The sequence below is a fragment of the Pseudoxanthomonas sp. UTMC 1351 genome (genome assembly GCF_040948865.1).
GTDB lineage: Bacteria > Pseudomonadota > Gammaproteobacteria > Xanthomonadales > Xanthomonadaceae > Pseudoxanthomonas_A.
The window spans coordinates 168453-191004 of record NZ_JAVGJT010000006.1; the positions used below are offsets into that span (position 1 = coordinate 168453).

At 62.8% G+C, this 22552-nt stretch carries 18 protein-coding genes; 17 read left to right on the forward strand and 1 reads right to left on the reverse strand.

Going from position 1 to position 22552, the window contains the following annotated elements:
• The first annotated feature begins 215 nt into the window (after positions 1-215).
• The 15 genes from mraZ (at position 216) to lpxC (ending at position 17852) form a co-directional block, all read left to right on the forward strand.
• The gene (mraZ, locus tag AB6O04_RS04720) at positions 216-662 is read left to right on the forward strand and encodes a division/cell wall cluster transcriptional repressor MraZ (RefSeq protein ID WP_337344353.1); all 447 of its coding nucleotides are present in this window, start codon (positions 216-218) and stop codon (positions 660-662) included.
• Positions 659-1759, forward strand: a complete 1101-nt coding sequence (rsmH, locus tag AB6O04_RS04725) for a 16S rRNA (cytosine(1402)-N(4))-methyltransferase RsmH (protein ID WP_368562628.1) — start codon at positions 659-661, stop codon at positions 1757-1759. The genes mraZ and rsmH overlap by 4 nt, the downstream gene beginning before the upstream one ends.
• Positions 1756-2019 (forward strand): cell division protein FtsL, encoded by a 264-nt coding sequence (ftsL, locus tag AB6O04_RS04730; RefSeq protein ID WP_368562629.1) that lies wholly within the window; start codon positions 1756-1758, stop codon positions 2017-2019. Before rsmH ends, ftsL begins: the two co-directional genes overlap by 4 nt.
• The gene (locus AB6O04_RS04735; protein WP_368562630.1) at positions 2016-3887 is read left to right on the forward strand and encodes a peptidoglycan D,D-transpeptidase FtsI family protein; all 1872 of its coding nucleotides are present in this window, start codon (positions 2016-2018) and stop codon (positions 3885-3887) included. Before ftsL ends, AB6O04_RS04735 begins: the two co-directional genes overlap by 4 nt.
• Positions 3884-5368, forward strand: coding sequence for a UDP-N-acetylmuramoyl-L-alanyl-D-glutamate--2,6-diaminopimelate ligase (locus tag AB6O04_RS04740; RefSeq protein ID WP_368562631.1), 1485 nt, complete (start codon positions 3884-3886; stop codon positions 5366-5368). Before AB6O04_RS04735 ends, AB6O04_RS04740 begins: the two co-directional genes overlap by 4 nt.
• On the forward strand, positions 5365-6768 hold the full coding sequence (gene murF / locus AB6O04_RS04745) for a UDP-N-acetylmuramoyl-tripeptide--D-alanyl-D-alanine ligase (RefSeq protein WP_368562632.1): 1404 nt from the start codon (positions 5365-5367) through the stop codon (positions 6766-6768). Before AB6O04_RS04740 ends, murF begins: the two co-directional genes overlap by 4 nt.
• On the forward strand, positions 6758-7843 hold the full coding sequence (gene mraY, locus AB6O04_RS04750) for a phospho-N-acetylmuramoyl-pentapeptide-transferase (RefSeq protein WP_368562633.1): 1086 nt from the start codon (positions 6758-6760) through the stop codon (positions 7841-7843). Before murF ends, mraY begins: the two co-directional genes overlap by 11 nt.
• The gene (gene ftsW, locus AB6O04_RS04755; protein ID WP_368562634.1) at positions 7843-9153 is read left to right on the forward strand and encodes a putative lipid II flippase FtsW; all 1311 of its coding nucleotides are present in this window, start codon (positions 7843-7845) and stop codon (positions 9151-9153) included. The genes mraY and ftsW overlap by 1 nt, the downstream gene beginning before the upstream one ends.
• The gene (gene murG / locus AB6O04_RS04760; protein ID WP_368562635.1) at positions 9150-10271 is read left to right on the forward strand and encodes an undecaprenyldiphospho-muramoylpentapeptide beta-N-acetylglucosaminyltransferase; all 1122 of its coding nucleotides are present in this window, start codon (positions 9150-9152) and stop codon (positions 10269-10271) included. Before ftsW ends, murG begins: the two co-directional genes overlap by 4 nt.
• A gap of 130 nt (positions 10272-10401) precedes the next feature.
• The gene (gene murC, locus AB6O04_RS04765) at positions 10402-11850 is read left to right on the forward strand and encodes a UDP-N-acetylmuramate--L-alanine ligase (protein ID WP_368562636.1); all 1449 of its coding nucleotides are present in this window, start codon (positions 10402-10404) and stop codon (positions 11848-11850) included.
• Positions 11847-12824, forward strand: coding sequence for a D-alanine--D-alanine ligase (locus AB6O04_RS04770; RefSeq protein WP_368562637.1), 978 nt, complete (start codon positions 11847-11849; stop codon positions 12822-12824). Before murC ends, AB6O04_RS04770 begins: the two co-directional genes overlap by 4 nt.
• Positions 12825-13011: 187 nt before the next feature.
• Positions 13012-13905: a cell division protein FtsQ/DivIB gene (locus tag AB6O04_RS04775; RefSeq protein WP_368562638.1), complete on the forward strand. Its 894-nt coding sequence runs from the start codon at positions 13012-13014 to the stop codon at positions 13903-13905.
• Positions 13902-15137 (forward strand): cell division protein FtsA, encoded by a 1236-nt coding sequence (ftsA, locus tag AB6O04_RS04780; protein ID WP_368562639.1) that lies wholly within the window; start codon positions 13902-13904, stop codon positions 15135-15137. The genes AB6O04_RS04775 and ftsA overlap by 4 nt, the downstream gene beginning before the upstream one ends.
• Before the next feature lie 222 nt (positions 15138-15359).
• Positions 15360-16595: a cell division protein FtsZ gene (ftsZ, locus tag AB6O04_RS04785; protein ID WP_337344341.1), complete on the forward strand. Its 1236-nt coding sequence runs from the start codon at positions 15360-15362 to the stop codon at positions 16593-16595.
• A gap of 342 nt (positions 16596-16937) precedes the next feature.
• Complete coding sequence (lpxC, locus tag AB6O04_RS04790; protein WP_368562640.1) at positions 16938-17852, forward strand: UDP-3-O-acyl-N-acetylglucosamine deacetylase; 915 nt, start codon at positions 16938-16940, stop codon at positions 17850-17852.
• A 221-nt stretch (positions 17853-18073) separates the two neighbouring features.
• Here the strand turns inward: lpxC and AB6O04_RS04795 are convergent, their stop codons facing one another.
• Positions 18074-18547: a DciA family protein gene (locus AB6O04_RS04795; protein ID WP_368562641.1), complete on the reverse strand. Its 474-nt coding sequence runs from the start codon at positions 18545-18547 to the stop codon at positions 18074-18076.
• Between the two features lie 152 nt (positions 18548-18699).
• Between AB6O04_RS04795 and AB6O04_RS04800 the strand changes: the two genes are divergently transcribed.
• Entirely contained in the window at positions 18700-19506 is an 807-nt protein-coding gene (locus AB6O04_RS04800; protein ID WP_368562642.1) for a peptidoglycan DD-metalloendopeptidase family protein, read from the forward strand.
• A 211-nt stretch (positions 19507-19717) separates the two neighbouring features.
• Complete coding sequence (gene secA / locus AB6O04_RS04805; RefSeq protein ID WP_368562643.1) at positions 19718-22477, forward strand: preprotein translocase subunit SecA; 2760 nt, start codon at positions 19718-19720, stop codon at positions 22475-22477.
• Positions 22478-22552: the final 75 nt, after the last annotated feature.

The following is a 22552-nucleotide window of genomic DNA, read 5'->3' on the forward strand; positions in this document are numbered from 1 at the left end:
CAAAATTTGAGACTAAACAGCGACTTGTGGATAAAGCTTGAACAACTCTCTCAAGTTCGCCGCAAGCTATTGATCCTTCTCGTGATTTTTTCTTGTCTTGCCTGTTGACAACCCTGTGCTCGGTGCTAATGTGGGCGTCAGAGGGAAAACCCGGGTTTTTGTGGTTTTTCGTGGTTCAATGACCGCCTTTCCAAGCGGATTGCAGGTGCAGGCTCGTGTTTCAAGGTGAGACCGCCATCACAGTCGATGACAAGGGCCGGTTAGCGGTGCCCACCGCCTACCGGGACCTGGTCGCGCGCGAGTGCGGCAACCGGCTGGTCATTACCTACAACCCGTTCGAAGCCGGCAGCCTCTACCTGTATCCGGAAACCGTGTGGCAGCGGGTCAGGGATGACGTCAACAAACTGCCCAGCACCCAGCGCGCGCATCGCAGTCTGCAATTGAAGCTGGTCGGCGCGGCCACGCCGGTGGAGCTGGACGGCAATGGCCGCATCAGCATTCCCGCCAGCCACCGCAGCGCGGTAGGCATCGAGAAGAAAGCCGTGCTGCTGGGCATGGGCGACAAGTTCGAACTATGGAGCGAGCAAGCGCATCACGCGCAGATCCGTCAGACCCTCACTGACGATGATCTGAGTGCGCACATGCTCGAGTTGCGGTTGTGAGCAAGGGTGACGGCACGCGGCAGTCCGCGCAGGCCGATCACCTTTCCCCGCTGCATTTGCCGGTGTTGTACGCACAGGTCATGGAAGGGCTGCAGGTCAAGGAAAACGGAACGTATCTGGACGGCACGTTCGGGCGCGGCGGGCACGCGCGCGGCGTGCTGCAACAACTCGGCCCGGGAGGCCGGCTGCTGTTGATGGACAAGGATCCCGAAGCGATCGCACATGCCGAACAGACGTTCGCGGGCGATGCGCGCGTGACGATCCGGCGCGGCAGCTTCGCGGAGTTGGCGCAATGGGACCAGACCACGGAAGGATTGGACGGTGTGCTGTTGGACCTGGGTGTGTCATCGCCGCAGCTGGATGTGGCCGAGCGCGGTTTCAGCTTCGGCAAGGACGGCCCGCTGGACATGCGCATGGATCCGGAGTCGGGCGAAAGCGCTGCGCAATGGCTGGCGCGTGCCGACGAGCGTGAAATCGCCGACGTGCTGTGGACCTATGGCGAGGAGCGCTTGAGCCGCCGCATCGCTCGCACCATCGTTGCGCGGCGCGCGGAGCAGCCGTTGACCCGTACCGCGCAGCTGGCCGACCTGATCGCATCCGTGGTGCCGCGCGGCAAGCACGACAACATCCATCCCGCCACCCGCAGTTTCCAGGCCATTCGCATCCACATCAATCGCGAGTTGGCCGATCTGGAAACCGGTTTGGACGCTGCGCTGGCGCAGCTGAAGCCGGGAGGCCGGTTGGCGGTCATCAGCTTCCATTCGCTGGAAGACCGCATCGTCAAACGATTCATCCTGCGCCACGCCAAGGCGCCGCCGGCCAACCGGCGCCTACCCATGGTGGAAGACTTCGTACCCGTACTGCGCGCCGTTGGTGATACGCAACGTGCCGAACCAGAAGAGCTCGCCGCCAACCCGCGCGCGCGCAGCGCGGTGCTGCGGGTGGCTGAAAAGCTGGGAACGGGGAACGGGGAACGGGGAATGAAGGAACCCATGCGACGGGAAGTTGGTCGTGCACGGGATACATCAGCCCGCAATGCCCTCGAATTCCCTGTTCCCCGTTCCCTGTTCCCCGCCTCCGCAGGAGGCACACCGTGATCCGCGTCCTCCTGGTCGTCCTGATCCTCGCCAATGTGGGGTCCGCCATTGGGGTGATCTACGCGCGCCATCGGCATCGTGTGCTGTTCGTCGAGCTCTCACGGCTGGAAAAAGCGCGTGATGAATTGAACGTCGAGTTCGGCCGACTGCAGCTGGAACAAGCGACCGTCGCCGAAAGCAATCGGATCGACCAAATCGCGCGTACCCGCTTGGGGATGAAGTTCCCCGAGGCGACCGACGTCGTGGTGGTGCGCCCATGAACCGGTCCGGAAAAAACGCTCCGCCACCGAAGGGCCGCAATCGCGCCCGCTTCAACTTGCGTGGGCGGCTCGCGCTGGTGGTCGGTGTGATGGGCTTGTGCTCGGTCAGCCTGGTAGGGCGAGCCGCGTATGTGCAGCTGATCAACAACGATTTCTACCAGCGCCAAGGCGATGCGCGCTTCCTGCGCGAAATTCCCATTCCCACGTCGCGCGGCATGATCACCGACCGCAACGGAGAACCGGTCGCCGTGTCTTCGCCGGTGGAATCGGTGTGGGGAAATCCGCAGGAACTGCTGAAGTATCCGGAGCGACTGCCCGAGTTGGCGAAGGCCCTGGGCGTGCCGAGCGAGCACCTGACCAATCGCCTGGCGCAACGTGCCGACAAGGAATTCCTGTACCTCAAGCGCCGCATCAATCCGGACGAAGCACGCCGCATCCTGGACCACAAAGTCCCCGGCGTGTTTTCGCAGCGCGAATTCCGCCGCTTCTATCCGCAAGGCGAAGCGATGGCCCACGTGCTGGGCTTCACCAATATCGACGACCAGGGCCAGGAAGGTCTGGAGCTGGCATTCGACGAATGGCTGCGCGGTACTCCCGGCGCGAAAAAGGTCATCCGCGACAACCGCGGCCGGATCGTCGAAAGCGTGGACCTGGTGCGCTCCGCGCAGCCTGGCAAGGAGCTGACACTCAGCATCGATCGCCGCATCCAGTTCCTGGCTTATCGCGAACTGAAGCACCAGCTGCTGGAGCTCGGTGCCAGCAGTGGTTCCGCGGTCGTGCTGGATGTCGCCACCGGCGAAGTGCTGGCCATGGTCAATCTGCCGACCTACAACCCGAACGCTGTCAATGTCGGCAAGCCCGATACGCACCGCAACCGCGCCGTGACCGATGTGGTGGAGCCGGGTTCGACAATGAAGCCGCTCACCGTGGCCGCCGCACTCAAGGCCGGCCTCGTGACGCCCGATACTCAGATCGATGTTTCCCCCGGCACCATGGCGCTGGGTCGCTACACCATCCGCGACTTTCGCAACTATGGCGTGCAGACCATCACCGGCCTGATCACCAAAAGCTCGAACATAGGCGCGGCGAAAGTGGTCGCCAAACTGCCCAACGATTATTTCTACGAGTTCCTTCGTAACTTTGGGTATGGGCAGAAGCCGGGCAGCGGCTTCCCGGGCGAATCGGCTGGCGTACTGATGCCGCCTTCTCGTTGGAGTGGTACCACCAAGGCGACCATGTCCTATGGCTATGGTTTGAGTGCTACCCCGTTGCAGATTGCGCAGGCGTACGCGGCGTTGGCCAACGGCGGCAAGCTCATCGCTCCCACCTTCGTCAAAGGCCAGCGAAACGAACCGCGCCAGGTGCTGGAGCCGGCCACCGCGCAACAAGTGATGAAGATGATGCAGACGGTAACCGAGCCGGGCGGCACCGCAACCCAGGCCGCGATACTGGGTTACCACGTCGCCGGCAAGTCCGGTACGGCGCGCAAGGCGAGCGGAGGCGGTTACTCGCGCCGCTACGTGTCGTTTTTCGCCGGCGTGGTCCCGGTGGAGAATCCCCGCTTTTCGATGGTGGTGGTGGTCAACGATCCTGACCCCGGACGCGGCTACTACGGCGGACATGTATCCGCGCCGGTTTTCCACAACGTGATGGAAGGCGCGTTGCGGCTGATGGATGTGCCGCCTGACGATATCGAGACGTGGCTTGCCGCGCAGGCCGCGGGAAACACGAAGTCTCGCGCTGCAAGTACGACGCTTCCAACATCACTCCCGCTCCCGGTCCCTGTATTGGGTGAAGTAGTCGACGAAGCCGCGATCTACGACAGCACCATTCCTGCCGCGATGAACCCACCGGGAGCGACGCGATGAGGCGCATGATGGCGCTTGCCGAACTGTTGCCCGACGTGGACGTACCGCGCGACATCGTGGTGCGCGGACTGGTACAGGACAGTCGTGCAGTCGAGTCCGGCGATGTCTTTGTCGCCATCGCCGGCTTCGGTGCGCACGGGCTCAACTTCGCCGAGCAAGCGAAAGAGAACGGCGCCAGCGCGATCCTGTTCGAACCTCCGGTGCCATCAGGTTTGTCCGCACCGAAGGACGCGATTGCGGTCCCCGGCTTGCGTGCACGCATGGGCGCCTTGGCCGACCGCTTCCATGCCTATCCATCGCGTGACATGAAGGTGGTGGGCGTTACCGGCACCAATGGCAAGACCTCGACGGTACAGCTGCTTGCGCAAGCGTGGCACATCCGTGGCACACGCTGCGGCAGCATCGGCACGCTGGGAGCCGGCATGTATGGCGAAGTGACGCCCACCGGTTTCACCACGCCTCTGGTGCTGCAGCTGCATGCGCTGCTCGCGCAGCTGCGCGACGCTGGTGCCAAGGCCGTCGCCATGGAAGTCAGCTCGCACGCACTGGATCAGGGGCGCGTCGACGGCGTTCACTTCGATGTGGGTGTCTTCACCAATCTCACCCGCGATCACCTCGATTATCACGGCGACATGGTCCGCTATGGTGCTGCCAAGGCCCAGTTGTTCCATTGGCCAGAACTGAAAGCAGCAGTGATCAACCTTGACGATGCCTACGGCCGCGAATTGTTCGGCTTGTTGCCGCCCGCGCTGCAACGTGTTGGCCTGAGTTCGCGCGGCCAGGCTGGCGCCAACATGCGCGCGGAAAACCTGCGTCTGGATTCGGCAGGAATCGCATTCGACTTGGCCGTGGACGAAGAATCGCACCCCGTGCAGTCGCGCTTGCTGGGCCGCTTCAATGTCGACAACCTGTTGGCGGTGGCCGGCAGCTTGTACGCATTGGGCGAAACGCCCGTGGAGATCGCCCGCACACTGTCGCGACTGTTGCCGATCCATGGCCGGATGAACCGTTTGGGCGGCGATACCGGGCAAGGCGACAAGGGTCGCCCGCTGGTGGTCATCGACTACGCGCATACGCCGGACGCTTTGGAACAAGCGCTGTCCAGTCTGCGCGATCACGTGCACGGCCGATTGATCTGCGTGTTCGGCTGCGGTGGTGAGCGCGATGCCGGCAAGCGGCCGCAGATGGCGGCCAGCGCCGAGCGTTTGGCCGACGTGGTGATAGTCACCGATGACAACCCGCGCGGCGAAGATGGTGATCGCATCGTGGCGGACATTCTGGCGGGTTTTTCGCGGCCGAATGACGTGACGGTATTGCGCGACCGCGGCCGCGCCATCGCCCATGCCATCGGCCAAGCCACCGCGAACGACATCGTGCTGGTCGCCGGCAAGGGACACGAGCCTTATCAGGAAATCAATGGCGTGAAGCATCCGTTCGACGATACCGCCGTGGCGCGAGCGGCCCTGGAGGCGACGCCATGAAGCGGATTCCTCTTTCCCTGCTGGCGCATTGGGCGGGCGGCGAACTGATCGGCGACGATGTCGTCATCGGTGCCATCACCCACGATACGCGGGCGTTGGAGCCGGGCAGCCTGTACGTCGCGCTGCGAGGCGAACGCTTCGATGGACACGATTTTGCCTATGACGCCGCCATGCGCGGTGCCGTCGCGCTGTTGACCGAGCACACGGTAAAGGTCGATCTGCCACAAGTGGTGGTTGCCGACAGCCAGCTGGCGCTGGCGCGTATCGCCACGGGCATCCAGCAAGAGAACAGTGGGAAAGTCGTCGCCATCACCGGTAGCAACGGCAAGACCAGCGTCAAGACGCTGATCGTGGCCATCTTGCAACGGGCCGGTATCGCCTATGCCAATCCCGGCAATCGCAACAACGAAATCGGTTTGCCGCTGGCGGTGATCGACGCGCCGGAAGACGCTGACTTCACCGTCTACGAAATGGGCGCCGGCAAGCCGGGCGATATCGCTTATCTGACCGACATCGTCACGCCTGACGTCGCGCTGGTGAACAACGTTGCGGCGGCTCATCTGGAGCGCATGGGTTCACTGTTGGGCGTGGCGGAAACCAAGGGTGCTGTCTACGAAGCGCTGCGGCCCGACGGTGTGGCGGTGATCAATGCCGACGACGGTTTTGCCGAATACTTCGCGCAGCTGGCTTCAGGTCGGCGGGTCATCCGGTTTGGACTGGAGGCGTCCGCGGACGTCACGGCACGCAATGTGCACGTTGGCGAAGAAGGTTCGCGTTTCATGCTGGTCGCGCCACAGGGCGAGGTCGCCGTCGAGCTGCATCTGCCTGGCCGCCACAACATGCTGAATGCACTGGCGGCGGCGTCGCTGGCGCTGGGCTGTGGGATTTCGCTGTCCACCATCGCCGAAGGCCTGGCCGCGGCCAAGCCGGTGGCGGGCCGCCATATCGCACATCGGTTGCGTAATGGTGCGGTGTTGATCGACGACAGCTACAACGCCAATCCCGGTTCGCTGGACGCAGCCATCGACACGCTGGCTGCTGCCACTGCGTCGGGGCAGGGTCAAGCGTGGCTGGTGCTGGGCGATATGCGCGAACTCGGTGCCGGCGAGATGGCGCTGCATGCCGAAGCCGGGCGTCGCGCCAAGAGCGCCGGTATTCGTCGGTTGTACACATTTGGACCATTGAGCCAAGCCGCCGCATTGACGTTCGGTGAAGGCGCGGGTTCTTTCGATACCCATAAAGCATTGGCGGACGCATTGCGTGCCGATTTGAATGCGGCCACGGCCGATGCTGCGTCCGGTCTGGTCCGCGTGCTGGTCAAAGGTTCGCGCGGCAGCGCCATGGATCGCATCGTCGCTGCACTGTTGTCCGCAGGGGAGGACAAAACACATGCTGCTTGAACTGGCACGCTGGCTGCAAAGCCTGGAAAACTTTTTTGGCCTGTTCGGCTACCTGACCTTTCGCGGCATTCTCGCGGCGTTGACTGCGTTGTTCCTGTCGTTGTGGGTCGGTCCGGCTGTGATCCGCCGCCTCGCGCAGTTCAAGGGCGGCCAGCCGATCCGTCAGGATGGCCCGCAGACGCATTTCACCAAGGCCGGCACGCCAACGATGGGTGGCGCGCTGATTCTGATGACGGTGCTGTTCTCGGTGCTGCTGTGGGGTGACCTGCGTAACCGCTACGTGTGGCTGGTGCTGGCAGTGATGCTGGCGTTCGGCGCCATCGGCTGGTACGACGATTGGATCAAGATCGTCCGGCGCGATCCCAACGGGTTGAAGTCGCGCTGGAAATACCTGTTGCAATCGGTGTGCGGTTTGGCTGCGGGCCTTTTCCTGTTCTACACCGCCGATGTGCCGGCAGCGACCACGTTCTATATCCCGTTCTTCAAAGCCATCGCGCTACCGCTGGTCGGGGTCACCTTTGTTGCCATCGCGTACTTCTGGATCGTCGGTTTCTCCAACGCGGTCAATCTGACCGACGGCCTGGATGGCTTGGCGATCATGCCGACGGTACTGGTGGCTTGCGCGCTGGGTGTGTTCGCCTATGCCTCGGGCAATGCGGTGTTCTCCAACTACCTGCAGATTCCGCAGATCCCAGGTGCGGGCGAGCTGGTGATCATCTGCGCGGCGATCGCCGGTGCCGGGCTCGGCTTCCTGTGGTTCAACACTTATCCGGCCATGGTGTTCATGGGCGACATCGGTGCGCTGGCGCTGGGTGCGGTGCTGGGCACCATTGCCGTGATCGTGCGCCAGGAGTTGGTGCTGGTGGTCATGGGTGGTGTGTTCGTGATCGAAACGCTGTCGGTGATGATCCAGGTGGCGTCGTTCAAGCTCACCGGCAAGCGCGTGTTCCGGATGGCGCCCATCCATCATCACTTCGAACTCAAGGGCTGGCCTGAGCCGCGCGTGATCGTGCGCTTCTGGATCATCTCCGTCGTGCTGGTCCTGGTGGGGCTGGCGACATTGAAGGTGCGCTGATGAACGATACGCTGCGCCAGGCAACCCGGTTGGAGGCCATCGGCGGCCGCTACGATCCGTGGCTGCTGGGCGCCGCGTTGGCATTGGCATCGCTGGGTGTGGTGATGGTCGCTTCCAGTTCGATCGAACTGGCTGCATCGCCTTTCTATTACACCACCCGCCACATCCTGTTTCTCGCCGCCGGTCTGGGCTTGGCATGGTGGGCGATGCGCACTGAGCTGAAGACCATCGAGCACTACAACCACCTGCTGTTGCTGGGTTGTTTCGTGTTGTTGTTGCTGGTGTTCGTGCCGGGCTTGGGCGTGAGCGTGAAAGGCGCGCATCGCTGGATCAACCTGGGTGTTTCCAACTTCCAGGTAGTCGAAGCGGTAAAGGTGTTCTTCATCGTCTGGTTGGCGAGCTATCTGGTGCGCTTCCGCGACGAAGTCAACGCCACCTGGCCGGCGATGCTGAAGCCGCTGGGTGTGGCGGTGGGTCTGGTGGCGCTGTTGCTGGCGCAACCGGACTTCGGTTCTTCCTCGCTGCTGTTGGCGATCACCGCGGGCATGCTGGTGCTGGGTGGCGTCAACATGCCGCGCATGTTTGGACCAGTGCTGGTCGGGCTCCCGGTGCTAGCGGTGATCGCCATTGCCGAGCCTTACCGCATGCGCCGCCTGACCTCGTTCTCCGATCCATGGGCCGATCCGTTCGGCAGCGGCTATCAGCTGACCAACGCCTTGATGGCGATCGGCCGTGGCGAATGGTTCGGTGTGGGCCTTGGCGGCTCGATCCAAAAACTGAACTACCTACCGGAAGCGCACACCGACTTCATTCTCGCGGTAATCGGCGAGGAACTGGGTTTCGTTGGACTGTGCCTGGTCATTGCGTTGTACACACTGCTGGTCGGCCGCGCTTTCTGGATCGGCTTGCGTTGCGTGGAAATGCGCCGCCACTTCGCCGGCTACTGCGCGTTCGGTATCGCGTTGTGGATCGGCATGCAGAGTTTCGTTTCGGTGGGCGTCAACCTGGGTCTGCTGCCGACCAAGGGTTTGACGCTGCCGCTGATCTCTTCAGGTGGTTCCAGTGTGCTGATGACCTGCGTGGCAATGGGTTTGCTGCTGCGGGTTTCCTATGAGCTGGAGCGCGCCCAGCGCCAGGTCGCGCTGCGCGGCGAAGCGATGCAGGCGTCCGCCGAGCCGCACACGGAAACGGAAGCCGCCGTTCCCTTGCCTAAGGTGGCTACGCCTGCGCCGACCGCCGCATCGAATCCGATACGCGGTACCAACCGGCTGCGCCCGCGTGTCGAACCGACCTTCGAGAGGATCACATGAGCACGTATGCGCATCCCTCGCAGACATCAGGGCAATCCAGCGTGGCGACTCAAGGCGCCCCAGTGATGATCCTGGCGGGCGGCACCGGTGGGCATATTTTCCCTGCATTGGCGGTGGCCAAGGTGCTGCGCGCGCGCCGTGTGCCGGTGGTGTGGCTGGGAGCGGACGGTGCCATGGAAACGCGCCTGGTACCGCAACACGGCATCGAGCTGGACACCATCGCTATCTCGGGATTGCGTGGCAAAGGCAAATTGGCATTGCTAGGTGCGCCCATACGGGTCTTGCGTGCGATTCGCGCGGCTGGCTTCGTGCTGCGTCGGCGTGCGCCACGTGCCGTGGTCAGTTTCGGAGGGTTCGCCGCGGGGCCGGGTGGCATCGCAGCACGACTAATGCGGACGCCGCTGCTAGTGCATGAGCAGAACCGCGCGCCTGGCTTCACCAATCGGGTATTGGCTCGATACGCACGTCGATTGATGACTGGCTTCCCCGGCAGTTTTGCGCAGCGCGAAGAATACGTGGGTAATCCGGTGCGCGACGAAATCGCCGCGGTGCCGGAGCCCACGCAGCGCCTGGCGAACCGGGTAGGACCATTGCGCCTGCTGGTGCTGGGTGGCAGCCAGGGCGCACGTGCGTTGAATCAGGCGGTTCCCAAAGCGGCCGCGGCGCTGGATGGCTTCGCCATGGAAGTGCGCCACCAGTGCGGCGAAAAACTGCACGACGAAGCGGTACGTGCCTATGCGGATGCAGGCGTTATGGCCAAGGTGGAGCCGTTCATCGCCGATATGGCGGAAGCCTATGGCTGGGCCGATCTGGTGATCTGCCGTGCGGGCGCGTCGACCTTGGCGGAACTGTGCGCGGTGGGTATCGGCAGCGTGCTGGTGCCATTCCCGCAAGCAGTCGACGACCACCAGACCCGCAACGCCGAATTCCTGGTCGAACGCGGTGCGGCGTTGCTGCTGAAACAAGACGAATCCCTGTCCACCGAACTCACCGGCATGTTGCGCGACCTGGCTGCTGATGCGGGCAAGCGCCTCTCAATGGCGGAAGCAGCACGCGGACTGGCAAAGACCGATGCGGCCGAACGCATCGCCGACATTATTTTGGAAGAAGCACTATGAAGCTGGGAACAGGTAACGGGCAACAGGGAACGACGGTCCGCGGCTTCGACAGCATCGCGGACGTGCGGGCATGGGGGTCTGTCATTCCCCGTTCCCCGTTCCCCGTTTCCCGCTTCGAAGGAGCCACCCCATGATGGCCGCCGCACGCGAGCGTCGCCTGCAGCACACGGGCAATCTGGCTCGCGAATTCCGTCGTGTTCACTTCGTCGGCATCGGCGGGTCGGGCATGAGCGGGATCGCTGAGGTGCTGTGCACGTTGGGTTATGAAGTGTCCGGGTCCGACAACGCCGACAATGCGGCGACACGCCGCCTGGCTTCGTTGGGCGCGCGCGTGATGCGCGGCCACAATGCATCCAACGTGCTGGGCACCGATTGCGTCGTGGTTTCCAGTGCCATCAAGCATGACAACCCGGAACTGATGGAAGCACGGTCGCAGCGCATTCCCATCGTGCCGCGCGCTGCCATGCTCGCCGAGCTGATGCGTTTCCGCCGCGGCATCGCCATCGCCGGTACGCACGGCAAGACCACCACCACCAGCTTGACCGCCGCCGTATTGAGCGAAGGCGGCATGGATCCGACGTTCGTGATCGGTGGTCAGTTGTTGGCGGCCGGTGCCAACGCCAAGCTCGGCGATGGGCAGTGGCTGGTGGCGGAAGCCGATGAGAGTGATGGCAGCTTCCTGCGTCTGAATCCATTGATCTCCGTCGTCACCAATATCGATGCCGACCATCTGGAAAACTACGACAACGACTTCGAGCGGGTGAAGGCGGCGTTCGCCGAGTTTCTGCAGCGACTGCCGTTCTACGGATTGGCGGTGCTTTGCATCGACGACCCCGAGGTTGCAGTGTTGGCCGCGGATACCCCGCGCCACGTGATGACCTACGGTTTTGCCGAGAACGCCGACGTGCGTGCCGAGAACGTGGTGCAGGAGGGCGGCTGCATGCACTTCACCCTGCGCTTGCCCGAAGACGTGAATGTGCCGGTGAAGCTGGCGTTGCCGGGTCGGCACAACGTGCAGAACGCATTGGCCGCGGCGGCAGTGGCCTGGCAGTTGGGTGTGACGCCGGAAAGTATCGCCACGGCGCTGGAAAAGTTTGCCGGTATCGGCCGTCGCTTCAATGACCTGGGCGAAATCGCCACGCCCTCTGGAGCGCAGGTGCGCTTGGTCGACGACTACGGTCATCATCCCAAAGAGCTTGCCGCTGTTTTCGCCGCCGCGCGCGGAGGCTGGCCGGACAAGCGACTGGTGGTCGCCTTCCAGCCGCACCGCTACAGCCGTACACGCGATCAGTTCGATGCCTTTGCGGCAGTGCTTTCCGAAGTCGACGTACTGGTGCTCAGCGAAGTCTATCCCGCCGGTGAAGCGCCGATTGCAGGAGCCGATGCCAAATCGCTGGCGCGCGCGATCCGTGCGCGCGGGCGCAACGAACCCATCGTGGTCAGCCAAGTTGCGGAACTAGCGGTCGTGCTGCCGGACGTCTTGCAGGACGGCGACTTGCTGCTGCTGATGGGTGCCGGCGACATCGGCCACATCGCACAGCAGATCGCCACGCAGGGATTCGGAGGGCAGGTGGAATGAGTCACTACACTTTCCCGCCGTTGCGTGTGACAGAGCCGAATGCCTTTGGCCGAGTCGCCGTATTGCTGGGCGGAACTTCCAGTGAAGCGGAAGTTTCCCGCGATTCCGGACGCAACGTGCTGGAGGCGCTCCGTGCTCGCGGCGTCGACGCGACGGCGGTGGACGGTATTCCCGCGCTGGCGGAAGCGCTGATCCAGCGTCGTTTCGACCGCGTGTTCAACATTCTGCACGGCCACAAAGGTGGCGGCGAGGATGGCGTCGTACAAGGTTTGATGGAAGCTTTCGGTACACCGTATACCGGCTCTGGTGTGTTGGGCTCCGCGCTCAGCATGGACAAGGTTCGTACCAAGCAAGTGTGGTTGTCGCTGGATCTGCCGACACCTCGCTATGTCCGTTTGTTGAGTGGTGCTGACAGTGGGCAGGCGATGCATGCTGCCGCCAAGCAGCTCGGGCTTCCCGTCATCGTCAAGCCGGCCAATGAAGGTTCCAGCGTTGGCATAACGCGCGTCTTTCAGGAAGCTGATCTCGACGCGGCGGTCGAGCTGGCAGCGCGCTACGACGGCGAACTGCTGATGGAACAGCTGATCGAAGGCGACGAGCTGACCGTCGCCGTTCTGAGCGATGTCGCATTGCCGTCGATTCGCATCGTGCCGAAGGGGCAGTGGTACGACTACCACGCCAAATACGTGGCCGAGGATACGCAGTACCTGTGTCCAGGTTTGGAAAGCGAAGCGGAAGCCGAAATCGGCCGTATCGCGCTGGCCGCATTCCAGGCTGCCGGTTGCAAAGGCTGGGGCCGCGTGGACGTCATGCGCGACCGCAACAGCGGCAAGTTCTATCTGTTGGAAGTGAACACCGCACCAGGCATGACCAGTCATTCGCTGGTGCCCAAGGCGGCGGGCCAGGCCGGCATCGGTTTCGAAGAGCTGTGCTGGCGGATCCTGGAAACGACACTGCCGGAGATCGCGGCATGAGAATGCAGAAGCGGGAACAGGGAACAGGGAACAGGGAATGGAGCAATGCGGCTTCTGCTGCAGTGCTGCGCCATTCCCTATTCCCTGTTTTTCATTCCCGTCATCGCTGGAGCAACGCAGCGTCGGTCGCGGGACTGCGTCATTCCCCGTTCCCCGTTCCCCGTTCCCCGCTCCGCAGGAGCAACCCATGAACGCCGCGCTGCGCATCATCGCTTGGCTGCTCGCACTGGCTCTGGTGGCATTGCCCGTGGTCGCCGTCATGAATGGCTGGATCGGTGCCGAACGCTGGCCGTTGGCCAAACTGCGTATGCACGGCGAGTTCGAGCGCGTCGATCCGGCGCAGTTGCGCGCGGCGGTGCTGCCTTATGCGAAGCATGGATTCTTTGCTGTCCGCCTGCAGGACGCTCAAGACGCCGTCGAAAAGCTGCCGTGGGTGGAGCGTGCCGAAGTGCGCAAGCGCTGGCCGGATGTGATGGAAATCCGCGTGGTGGAGCATGAACCATTCGCACGCTGGGGCCAGGATCGCCTGTTGTCCGAGCACGGCCGTCTTTTCCCGACGCCAAAAGCACTTTCGGGTTTGAAACTGCCGCAGCTGGGCGGACCGGATTCGCAGGTGCAGGAAGTGATCGCGCTGTACAACGAATCGCGCCAGTTGTTCGCGCCGTTGGGTTTGGAAGTCGAGCGCCTGACCTTGGATCGCCGTGGCAGTTGGTCGCTGACGTTGGGCAATGGAACGGAAGTGGTGATTGGCCGCGCCGACGCGCGCCCACGTCTGGGCCGCTTCGCACGGATGCTTCCACAGCTTTTGACCATGCAGCCGCAGGCGCTGCGACGCGCGGACCTGCGTTACACGAATGGATTTGCGTTGAGTTGGGATACGGAAAAGCAGGGAACAGGGAACGGGGAACAGGGAATGAAAGATCGCGAACCCGCGCCGGGCAGCGGACAAGGGATAGCACGCGGGATGCGAAACAACGTTCCACCAGATGAGTCGCGTCTTCTCCGCTCCCTGTATCGCCGCATTCCCCGTTCCCCGTTCCCCGTTCCCGCTCTCGCTCCACAACAGGCATCAAAAACATGAACCGCAAAGGCGACAAATCGCTGATCGTCGGACTCGACGTCGGCACCTCCAAAGTGACCGCACTGGTGGGTGAGTACTCGCCGGGCAATCCTATCGAGGTGATCGGCATCGGCTCGCACGAGTCGCGTGGGCTCAAGCGCGGCGTGGTGGTCGATATCGAATCCACCGTGCAGTCGATCCAGCGCGCGGTGGAGGAAGCGGAGCTGATGGCCGGCTGCGAGATCCGCTCGGTCTATGCGTCGATCTCCGGCAACCATGTGCAATGCAAGAACTCGCCCGGCATCGTGCCGATCCGCGACGGCGAAGTGACCTGGGGCGATCTGGACCGGGTCCTGGAAGCGGCCAAGGCGGTCGCCATTCCGGCCGACCAGAAAATCCTGCACGCGATTCCGCGCGAGTATGTGCTGGACGATTCTCAGGAAGGCATCCGCAATCCCGTCGGCATGACCGGCGTGCGCCTGGAAGTGCATGCGCACCTGGTGGTGTGCGCGCAATCGGCCGCTGCCAATATCAGTAAGTGCGTGCAGCGTTGCGGTTTGCAGATCGATGATCTGATCCTGTCGTCGCTTGCCTCCAGTGTGGCGGTGCTGACCAGCGATGAGCGCGAACTGGGCGTGGTGCTGGTAGACATGGGCGCAGGCACCACCGATTTGGCCGTGTTCGTGCAAGGCGCCATCTGCCACACGGCTTCGCTGCCGATCGCCGGCGACCATGTCACCAACGACATCGCGCACATGCTGCGCACGCCGACGCCGGAAGCCGAGCAGATCAAAGTTCGCTACGCCTGTGCGCTCGCGCAACTGGCGACGGCGGAAGAAAGCATCCAGGTACCCAGCGTCGGCGACCGTCCGCCACGACGCATGCCGCGCCATTCGCTGGCGCAGGCAGTGCAGGGCCGTTACGAGGAAATCTTCGAGATGGTGCAAGCGGAACTACGTCGCTCCGGCTTCGAGGAACTGGTGCGCGCCGGCATGGTGCTGACGGGCGGCGCCTCGAAGATGGAAGGCGTGGTCGAACTGGCCGAAGAAATGGTGCAGATGCCGGTGCGCGTGGGTATCCCGCAGCACGTACACGGTTTGGGCGAAGTAGTGGGCAACCCGGTGCACGCGACCGGCGTGGGCCTGCTGCTGATGGGCAGCCAGATAGAACACCCGCGCCGCCCATCGCTGCCTACGGGCAAGGCGGGAAGTTGGCTGAAGAAATTGCAGAACTGGTATCGCGGTGAATTTTGAAGAGCATGGAACAGGGAACAGGGAGCCGGGAACAGGGAATTCAAGTGTAGGAACGCGCATGGATCGTGCGGAGTAGTAAGAGAAGCAAAGGCTAAACGTTGGTAAAGCGGTAACCCGATTCGGGAAGAGAACATCGAACATCCGAGGAAGCGTCATTCCCCGTTCCCTGTTCCCCGTTCCCGCTTCAAGCAACACATAACTAAATAAATGAGGACTACGGACATGGCACATTTCGAACTGGTTGAAAAAATGGCTCCGAATGCGGTGATCAAGGTGATTGGTGTGGGCGGCGGCGGCGGCAACGCGGTCGCGCACATGGTCAGCAGCAGCGTGGAAGGCGTGGAATTCGTCACCGCCAACACCGACTCGCAAGCCATCAAGAACTGTGGCGCCAAGTTGCAGTTGCAGTTGGGCGGCAACGTCACCAAGGGCTTGGGCGCTGGCGCCAACCCTGAAGTCGGTCGTCAGGCCGCACTGGAAGATCGCGAACGCATCATCGAAGCGCTGGAAGGCGCCGACATGGTGTTCATCACCGCGGGCATGGGCGGTGGCACCGGCACTGGCGCGGCGCCGGTTGTCGCGCAGCTGGCCAAGGAAATGGGCATCCTGACCGTTGCTGTGGTCACCAAGCCTTTCCCGTTTGAAGGCCGCCGCCGCATGCAGGTGGCACTGAAGGGCATCGAGGAACTTTCGCAGCACTGCGATTCGCTCATCACCATCCCCAACGAAAAGCTGATCACCGTGCTGGGCCGCAATGCCACCATGATCCAGGCCTTCCGCGCCGCGAATGACGTATTGCTGGGTGCCGTGCAGGGTATCGCCGATCTGATCGTGCGTCCGGGCCTGATCAACGTCGATTTCGCCGACGTGCGCACCGTGATGTCGGAGATGGGCCTGGCGATGATGGGCACCGGCAGCGCACGCGGCGACGACCGCGCTCAGGCCGCCGCTGAAAGCGCCATCCAGAATCCGTTGCTGGACGACGTTAATCTGTCCGGCGCCAACGGCATCCTGGTCAACATCACCGCCGGCCCGGACTTCACCATGGCCGAGTTCGACGAAGTGGGCCGCACCATCGAAGGCTTCGCTTCCGAGGACGCCACCGTGGTGTTGGGCACCGTGCTGGACCCGGACATGCAGGACGAAGTGCGGGTCACGGTGGTCGCCACCGGCCTCAATCGTGCTGCCGTCCGCCAGCCGCTGCGCGGCGACTTGTCCGGTGGCAGCCACCGCGAGCCGGTGCGGGCACCCATCAAGCTGGTTCGCGACGCTACCACCGGCATGCCGATGTACGACGCGATGGCGCATGCCGATCCGGTGGCCGATGCGGTCGGGTCCTTGGGCCTGCGCCGGGGTTCGGCGGCACCGGCTTCTTCGCCCGCCTCAGCGCCCGTGGCAGCCGATCTGCCCAACGACTATCTGGATATCCCGGCGTTCCTGCGCCGCCAAGCGGACTGATGTAACTGTGGAATCCTCCTCCGCTGGTCGGAGGAGGGGGTGAGGTGCAGGTCGGAGCTTTGCGGTTCCGGATGCATGAATAATGTGTCGCGTGGTTTTCTTTGAAAGCCGCCTCATCCCAGCTTTCCTCAGTGAACCGGGGAAAGCGCAATGCAACATCGCCATGTCCTTTGCTGCCGGACTGTCCGGTCCGGCAGCTTTTTCATGGACCCGCGGGTGAACCTGCCAGGATGCCAAGCGATTGTTTCGGCCCTGGGACAGAGCGGTTCTTCCGTTAAGATTCAGCTAATTGCGTGCTATTCTCGCCGCTCGCACTCAGCATCCGTGCCTATTTTTTTGCCCATGGCTCAGCAACGCACCCTCAAGAACGTGATCCGCGCCACCGGCGTGGGCCTGCACAGCGGCGAAAAGGTCTACATGACGCTGCGGCCGGCCGCTCCGGATACGGGCATAGTGTTCCGCCGTGTGGACCTGGATCCCGTGGTCGAAATTCCGGCCAACGCCGAGCTGGTAACCGAAACCACCTTGTGCACCGGCTTGAGCCGCGAAGGCGCCAAAGTGCAGACGGTGGAACACCTGATGTCAGCCATGGCCGGCCTGGGTATCGATAACGCCTATGTAGAACTGTCCTCGGCGGAATTGCCGATCATGGACGGCTCCGCTGGCCCGTTTGTATTCTTGCTGCAGTCGGCAGGTGTCGCGGAACAGAATGCGCCCAAGCGTTTCATCCGCATCAAGCGCACCGTGGAAGTCACCGACGGCGACAAAGTCGCGCGTTTCGAGCCCTACAACGGGTTCCGCATCGGCTTCACCGTCAAGTTCGACCATCCGATGATTCCGGCCTCGCAGTCGCGGGCGGAAGTGGAATTTTCCACCGGCGCCTACATCAAGGAAGTGGCGCGTGCGCGCACCTTCGGCTTCATGCGCGATCTGGAATACATGCGCGAACGCAATCTGGGCCTGGGCGGTTCGATGGACAACGCCATCGTGCTGGATGAGTTCCGCGTACTCAACGACGACGGCCTGCGCTACGCGGACGAGTTCGTCCGTCATAAGATCCTGGACGCCATCGGCGATCTCTACCTCGCCGGCCGCCCCATCCTGGGCGCCTACGAGGGCTACAAGTCCGGGCATGCGCTCAACAACAAGCTGGTGCGAGCGTTGCTCGCCGATACTTCCGCCTGGGAAGAAGTCGTTTTCGGGGCCGCGCACGGTCCTGGCCCGGTGAGCTACGGCAATCCCGTTCTGGCGGGCTGAGCAAGCCGGCTAATCCAGCTGCTGTACGTCTTACTCATCCCTGGATTTATTGGCTACCGGTGTCGTCCGACACAGCCGTCGTTGGGGATCATTCCGGTTACACCTTTTCGGAAGCGTGACGGATGTCACGACACAACCTGTATATTAACCATTATTTAACTTTTGGCTAACCACCCAGCTGGCCTGGATCGGTACTATGCCTGCACCTGTGCGTCGGGCAATCAGAGTTTCCGCCCGCTACGCCGGTCTTGAGGAGCGTTACCTGACTCCGCGGAGCCGGAGTCTTCCAAGGACGCGAGGATGGCTTTCAGCGCTGAGCGCGAAGCCTCCGAAACAGGTTTGGCCGTGCGTTGCACCGTGTTGGAAGGGTGGAGCGGTGCAGTCGTTGTCTTGGCGGTGACTTCGGTGATCGCCAGTCCGATGGATTGGGCCACGTTGATCAGTTCCGGTGCGGCTAGGCGCAATTTGGCCCGCCACACTGGGGAATCGACGATAAAAACGAGCCGCTTGCCCGCCACGTTCGCCAGTCGGCAATGCGGGGCCAGGGTTGGCGGAAGACAGGGGCGAAGTTGCTGTTCCAGCGCGTCGAGCCAGAGGGCACGGCGCACCGGGTCGGTAGCGGCATCGGACATGGCAGCCTGCAAGGCGGGCTGTGCGATGCCGGAACGGCGCGGTTTGGACTTCGAATCAGACATCGGTATTTATGACCTTTCAGACCATCGTAAACAATTCACGCAATAGGTTGGCGCTTTCGCTGACCAATGCCCACCACCGGACAAGTCACTTTTTCCATTCCCGTCCCTTCCTCAGCGCAGGTTTTCTTCTTGCGACCGGCCTTGTGGTCGGCATGGCGGGCCGTAGCGCGATGGGAATGGCACAGGTGTCGTTGCTGCAGGCCAATGTGGATCAGCAGCAAACCGAACTGGATCAGGTGCGCCGCGGTGCTCAACAGGAAATCAACGCCATGGCGGCGCGGTTGGGCGAGCTGCAGGCGCAGGCCAATCGGCTGAATGCCCTGGGCGAGCGCCTGACCCGAGTCGGCCAGTTGCAGGACGGCGAGTTCGATTTCAACGAGCCCGTGGGCGTTGGCGGCAACGATGTCGCCTTCGACATGCGGCCGGCCGAATTGAAGGAAGGCGTGAACCAGTTGGAGCGCCAGTTCGCCGCTTCCGGCCAGCAGCTGTCCGTGCTGGAGGCGTTGCTGTTCAATCGTGAGCTGGACAAGAACGCCACGCCTTCGCGCATGCCCATCGCCAACAGCTACATCACGTCGGGCTTCGGCGGCCGCGCGGATCCGTTCGGCGGCGGCGGCCAGTATCACAAAGGCATCGACTTCAAGGCCAACGTGGGCGACCCGGTCCTGGCGGTTGCCGATGGCGTGGTCAGCTTTGCGGGCGTCAAGGGCGGCTACGGCAACGTAGTGGATGTGGACCATGGCAATGGCTACATCACTCGTTACGCGCACAATTCCCGCTTGATGGTGAAAGCCGGTGATCTGATCCGCGTCGGCAGTGTGGTGGCCAAGGCAGGTTCCACCGGCCGTTCCACTGGCGCGCACGTGCACTTTGAAGTCTGGGAAAACGGCCGCGTGGTCAATCCGCGTAAGTTCCTGGGCGACGGCCCGACCCCGGTAGGCAAGGTCAAGCGGGGTTGACGTAGGCGGGTCTCGACCCGCCGCCCGAGTTGACGCATTCACCGCTTGGATGGTGATGGCGGGTGAGTCCCGCCCACTTGATCCCCCGGGGCGCCGCCCCAAGCTACAATACGACGTTGCCAACAGGGCGCATTGCGCCCTGTTTCGTTTTGGGCGCTGCGGTATTCACTGCGGTTCGCCCCGGGCGCTCCTTTCCCATTCGGTTCCTTACATGATCAACAACCTGCTTACCCGTGTCTTTGGCAGCCGCAACGAACGCCTGTTGAAACAGCTCCAGCGCAGCGTCGGCAAAATCAATGCGCTGGAATCGGAGATGGAAAAGCTCTCCGACGACGCGCTCAAAGCCAAGACTCCCGAGTTCCAGCAGCGCATCCGCGATGGAGAATCGCTGGACAAGATTCTGCCGGAAGCCTTTGCCGTAGCCCGTGAAGCCTCGCGCCGCGTGCTGGGTATGCGCCACTACGACGTGCAGCTGATCGGCGGCATGGTGCTGCACCTGGGCAAGATCGCCGAAATGCGCACCGGTGAAGGCAAGACACTGGTCGGTACGCTGCCGGTCTACCTCAACGCGCTGGAAGGCAAGGGCGTGCACGTCGTTACCGTCAACGACTACCTGGCGCGCCGCGACGCTGCCTGGATGGGCAAGTTGTACAGCTGGCTGGGTCTCACCGTGGGTGTGGTCTACCCGGGCATGCCGCACAGCGACAAGCACGCCGCCTATGCCGCCGACATCACCTACGGCACCAATAACGAATTCGGCTTCGACTACCTGCGCGACAACATGGCCATGGCCAAGCAGGACCGCTATCAGCGAGGCCTGCACTACGCCATCGTCGACGAAGTGGACTCCATCCTGATCGACGAGGCCCGCACTCCACTGATCATCTCCGGCCCGGCCGACGAATCCCCGGAGCTGTATATCCGCGTCAACCGCATCGTGCCCTCGCTGATCAAGCAGGAAACCGAGGAAGGCGAAGGCGACTACTGGGTGGACGAGAAGGGCAAGCAGGTGCACCTGTCCGAAGCGGGTATGGAGCATGCCGAAGAGCTGCTGCGCCAGGCCGGCATCCTGAAAGACGAAGAGGACAGCCTGTACGGCGCCACGAATTTGTCGATCGTCCATCACCTCAACGCCGCCCTGCGCGCGCACGCCATCTACCAGCGAGATGTGGACTACATCGTGCGCGATGGAGAAGTAGTGATCGTTGACGAGTTCACGGGTCGCACGCTGGTGGGCCGACGCTGGTCCGATGGCCTGCATCAGGCAGTGGAAGCGAAGGAGGGCGTGCCGGTCCAGCGCGAGAACCAGACGCTGGCCAGCATCACCTTCCAAAACCTGTTCCGCATGTACAAGAAGCTGTCCGGCATGACCGGCACGGCGGATACAGAGGCCTACGAATTCCAGAGCATCTACGGCCTGGAAGTGATCGTCATTCCGACCAATCGCCCAACCGTGCGCAGGGACTCGCCGGACCAGGTGTTCCTCAACCGCACCGGCAAGTTCAATGCCGTGCTGGCCGATATCCAGGATTGCTACGCCCGCGGCCAGCCGGCGCTGGTGGGCACCACCTCCATCGAGACGTCGGAACTGCTGTCCGACCACCTGCGCAAGGCCGGCGTGCCGCACGAGGTGCTCAACGCCAAGCAGCACGAGCGCGAAGCGCAGATCGTGGCCCAGGCCGGCCGTCCCAAGGCGGTCACCATCGCCACGAATATGGCAGGCCGCGGTACCGACATCGTGCTGGGTGGTTCGCTGGAAGCGGAGTTGGAGCAACTGCCGGAAGACGCCACCGACGCCGACCGTCTGCGGGTGAAGCGCGAATGGCAGAAGCGCCACGACGAAGTGAAGGCCGCTGGCGGCCTGCACATCATCGGTACCGAGCGCCATGAATCCCGCCGCATCGACAACCAGTTGCGCGGCCGCTCCGGCCGCCAGGGCGATCCGGGTTCGTCCCGCTTCTACCTGTCGCTGGAAGACAACCTCATGCGCATCTTCGCATCCGACTGGGTGCAGAAAGCGATGAAGCTGATCGGCATGAAGGAAGACGACGTCATCGAGGACAAGCTGGTCAGCCGCCAGATCGAAAAGGCACAGCGCAAGGTAGAAGCGCACAACTTCGACATCCGCAAGAACCTGCTGGATTTCGACGACGTCAACAACGACCAACGCAAGGTCATCTACGCCCAGCGCGATGAATTGCTGGAAGCCGATTCGGTGAAGGAGAACATCGATGGCATCCGCGGCGATGTGGTCGAAGAATTGGTAAATCGCTTCGTGCCGCCTAATTCGGTGGACGAACTGTGGGACCTGACCGGCCTGGAAAATGAACTGCGCGAGGAAGCGGGCCTGGAGCTGCCGGTCACGCGCTGGCCGCAGGAAACCGAGGAGCTGGACGCCGAAGCGATCGAACAGCGTGTGCAGGACGCCATGGCGCAATACTTCAATGCCAAGGAAGAAGTGATTGGCGCCGACACCATGCGCGCGCTGGAAAAGCACATCATGCTGACCGTGCTGGACAAGAGCTGGAAAGAGCATCTGGCCCGCATGGACTACCTGCGCCAGGGCATCCACCTGCGTGGCTATGCGCAAAAGCAGCCCAAGCAGGAATACAAGAAAGAAGCGTTCGAACTGTTCTCCAGCATGCTGGAGCAGGTGAAGCGCGAAGTCATCACCATCCTCGCACGCGTGCGCATCCGCAGCGAAGAGGAAGTGGCGGCGCTGGAAGCGCAGGAACGCGCGCTGGCCGAAGCCAAGGCGCGGCAGCTGCAGTTCCAGCACGAAGATGCCGGCGGTTACGGCGCCGACGAGGAAGCCGCGCGCGAGCAGGCGATGAGCCAGGCGGCGCAGGGCGGTTTCGTGCAATCCCCTCCGCAAACCGTCCACCGCGATTCGCCCAAGGTTGGGCGCAACGATCCCTGCCCCTGCGGCAGCGGCAAGAAGTACAAGCACTGCCACGGTCAGCTGGGCTAAGCATAGATCCCCGTCGGCATATATGTAGGAGCGGCGTCCCGCCGCGAGCTCTTCCCGTCAGATCGCGATAAAAGC